The sequence below is a fragment of the Halorubrum sp. SD612 genome, from assembly GCF_002135005.1.
The window spans coordinates 1-3332 of sequence record NZ_NEWI01000221.1 but is presented as its reverse complement, the minus strand read 5'-3'; the positions used below and the strand labels follow the sequence as shown (position 1 = coordinate 3332).

4 protein-coding genes are annotated in these 3332 nt (G+C 68.7%); all 4 read right to left on the bottom strand.

Translation table 11 applies throughout. From position 1 onward, the window contains the following. A partial coding sequence (ahaC, locus tag B9G38_RS15405; RefSeq protein ID WP_086220961.1) for an ATP synthase A1 subunit C occupies positions 1 to 893 on the bottom strand: 893 nt, incomplete at its 3' end. Further along, positions 890 to 1468: a V-type ATP synthase subunit E gene (locus tag B9G38_RS15400; RefSeq protein WP_086220960.1), complete on the bottom strand. Its 579-nt coding sequence runs from the start codon at positions 1466 to 1468 to the stop codon at positions 890 to 892. The genes ahaC and B9G38_RS15400, both read right to left, overlap by 4 nt. Before the next feature lie 21 nt (positions 1469 to 1489). Beyond that, positions 1490 to 1744 carry a hypothetical protein gene (locus B9G38_RS15395; protein ID WP_086220959.1) on the bottom strand — a complete coding sequence of 85 codons (255 nt, stop codon included), beginning with the start codon at positions 1742 to 1744 and terminating at the stop codon, positions 1490 to 1492. A 203-nt stretch (positions 1745 to 1947) separates the two neighbouring features. After that, positions 1948 to 3332 (bottom strand): V-type ATP synthase subunit I (locus B9G38_RS15390; RefSeq protein WP_303646243.1); only part of this gene is annotated, 1385 nt, incomplete at its 5' end.

The window sequence follows — 3332 nt, the reverse complement described above, 5'->3', positions numbered from 1 at the left end:
TCGCCGTACGCCAACAGCGCGGCGTCGATCGCGTGTTCGAACGCGATGAGGCTGTCCGCCTCCTCGAGCTCGCGCAGCGCGGGGCCGAGCTCGTCGCCGTACTGGCTGTCGCCGATGTACTCGACCAACTCGTCGAGGTTCTGCGCCAGCCGCGCGAGCGACGACCGGGTGAACAGGTCGCCGCCCTCGATGAAGTACGCCGCGGGGTCGATGTCGGCGCCCGAGCGGGCGAGCCGGAGCGCGTTCGTCGCGTTCCGGAAGTCGACCTCCGCCACGAGGAACGACTCGTACTGCCGGGTCGGCTCGTCGCCGCCGAGCCCGGAGAGGAGCCGCTCGTAGAACGCGCGGTCGACCGCGTTCTCCAAGGGCACCAGCACGTTCGTCTCCTCGTACTCAGCGTACGCCTCCCGCAGCGGGTCCCCGTAGATCGTGTCCTCGAGGACCTCGATCACGGCGTCGATCGAGTCCGCCTCTAACAGTCGGCGGATCCGGCGGTCGTCGAACTCGCCGGCCCGGATCAGGTCGACCTCGACGGCCGACTGCTCCGCGTCGGTGTAGACCCCCCGGATGACCGTCTTCACGTTCCAGGCGTCGAACTTCCGGAGGTACCGGGCGATGAGGTCGTACAGCGACCCCTCGCTCCAGTCGAGGATGGCGTCGAACTGCTCGGCGAGGTTGCGGTTCAACGCGTACTCGATCAGGTCCACGCCGCCGTGGCGACTGCCGAGCGCGTTGATCTCCTCGCCGTAGCTCGACTCCTCCATGAACCGGGCGATCTCCGCCGGGCCCATCCGGGTGAGCTTCCGGTACTCCTCGTCCCCGTAGAGGCTGCCGCGGCGGGCGCGAACCCGCGCGACGACGTACTCGGGGTTCGGGCTGCCGGCGGCGCTCATTGGTCGAACAGCCGCTCCGAGATGTTCTTCAACTCGTCGTCCCAGACGGACTCCAGGACCGAGTCGAACGTGTTGTTCACGCGAACGCGGGAGGTGTCGCTCTCGGCGACGACGCCGCCGAGGCAGTCGACTTCGCCGTCGACCTCGGCGTTGCGGTCCGCGACGAGCTCTTCGAGCAGCTCGACGTCCTCGGCGCGGGTGTAGACGGCGACGTCCTCGTCGTCGTCGAACTCCGCGAGCGTCGCGTCGAGCAAGGCCTCGGTGAGCTCGCGGCGGTCGCCGCCGTCGAGGGCGGCTATCGCCGCCTCGACGTCGTCGCGGACGTCTTCCAAGACGTCGCGACGGGCGCCGAGCCGCTCCTGTTTGGCCTCGAGCTTCGCCGAGGAGAGCGTCTGCTCGCGCTCCTGGTCGATCTGGCTCTCGACCTCGGCGAGCCGCTCCTCGCGGATTCGCTCCGCGTCGGCCTCGGCGTCGGCGACGAGCTCGTCGGCCTCCGCCTCGGCCTGCTCGCGGATCTCCTCCGCACGCGCGCGGGCCTCATCTTCAACGTCCTCAACGACGGTTTCCAAACTCATTGGTTGAAAAACGCTGGAGAGTTACCCGACGATGAAGACGACGACGAGCGCGAGGATGACGATCGTCTCGGGAAGGACCGTCAGGATGAGCCCGTTGACGAAGAGGTCGTCGTCCTCGGCCATCGCGCCGACGGCGGCCGACCCGATACCGCGCTCCGCGTAGCCGGCGCCCAGCGCCGCGAGCCCGACGGCCAGCGCCGCCGCGGCACTGGGGTCGGTCAGCGTTCCACCGGTCGACAGTACGAGGTTCCCGAGTTCGTTGGTAGCTTCAAACATTGGTAGTAGTTGCTGTTGCTCGTCTCCGAACGGTTGCTATTTGCCCCCAGAGGAGTCATAAAGCTTCCCAAAACGACCGAACGGATTCGGGGAGAACGGCCGGGATAGCGGCGGCTATCGCGGTTAGAAACCCGACTCGTTTGCCGGGAAATCGGGCGTAACGGGGCGAGACCGAGCGGACGAGGGGCCGGGAAGCGGACCGGTCAGTCGTCGCGCGTGTACTGCCGGTGGCGACCGAACGGCAGGTACGCGCGACCGCCGCCCTCGTAGAACGTCCCGAAGAACTCGACGTACTCGAGACGGACCGCCTGGATGCCGGCGGAGGTGACGCCGAGCAGCAGGACGACGAGGTGGCCGACGAGCGCCACGGCGACCCCCCCGGCGACGGCGATCACGCCGACGGCGCTCGGCTCGAACGCGGTCGTCAGCCCCGCGAAGACGAGCTCGTAGTCGGCGGTGTTCTGGACCTCGGCGAGGTAGCTCGGCGTGAAGATGAAGTGGAAGCTCCCGTCGCCGCCGCCGTCGATGTACGCGCCGAACGCGAGCAGGTTGACCGCGAGCGCCATCCCGCCCTTCGCGAGCAGGACGGCCATGATCCGGGCGTACGAGATGACGTTGACGATGGGCGAGAGGAACTCCGCGAGCTCCGGCGGCTCGCCGATCCCGAGCAGGACGAGCCCCAGCCCGGCGGCCGCGGCGCCGGCCCAGCCGACCAGGGCCGGGAACCCGCTGAACGAGACCGCGCCGAACGTGAGCACGGAGACCGCCTCGAACAGGAAGTCGGGCTTCGCGTTGGGGAACACCCCGCTGAAGATCCAGATCCACGCGCCGTTGAGGATCAGCAGCCACGAGCCGCCCTCGTAGAGCGCGTGTTTCAGGTCGTGCTGCCGGTAGGTGCTCACGAACGAGAGGACGTGGCCGACGTTCAGGTGGACGATCCCGAACACCACGCTGACCACGAGGAAGGAGAGCCCCCAGTTGAGGTCGGCGGGCGAGAGCCCCTTGCCTTCGACCGGCCAGTGGACGCCGAGCAGCTGGTAGGCGTGGTAGCCGAACACGTCGATACCGAAGTAGATCCCGAACAGTATCGTGAAGCCGCCGGCCCACATCGCGACGGAGCCCAGCTCGCGGAACGCGCCCTCGTAGTTCGAGTACATGAAGAACCCGATGGCGGCGTAGAGGACGCCGTACCCCACGTCGCCGATCATGAACCCGAACATCGCCGGGAACGTGAGGAAGACGAGGAGCGTCGGGTCGAACTCGGAGTACTTCGGCCGCCCGAACGCCTGAACGAGCAGTTGGAACGGACCGGCGGCGCTCCCGTTGTCCTGGACGACCGGCGGGTCGTCGGTGCCGTGCGCCGCGTGGCCGCCGTCGGTGGCGACCGCCGTTTCCGTCTCGCGTTCCGCGCTCGCGGCGCCCTCGTCTGCGGAGCCGCCTCCCTCGCCGTCGACCCGCTCGGTGTGGTGGTCGCCGTCGGGGGTGAACGAGGCGCGTTCGAGCTCCTCGACCTCGACGTGGTCGCCGACGGCGTCGACGACCGCCGCCTCGAAGTCCGGGTACGTCTCCGTCGGCACCCACCCCTCGG

Excerpts from the sequence above, each read along its gene's own strand:
- B9G38_RS15400 (WP_086220960.1), bottom strand. The coding sequence starts at position 1,468 with ATGAGTTTGGAAACCGTCGTTGAGGACGTTGAAGATGAGGCCCGCGCG.
- B9G38_RS15395 (WP_086220959.1), bottom strand. The coding sequence starts at position 1,744 with ATGTTTGAAGCTACCAACGAACTCGGGAACCTCGTACTGTCGACCGGT.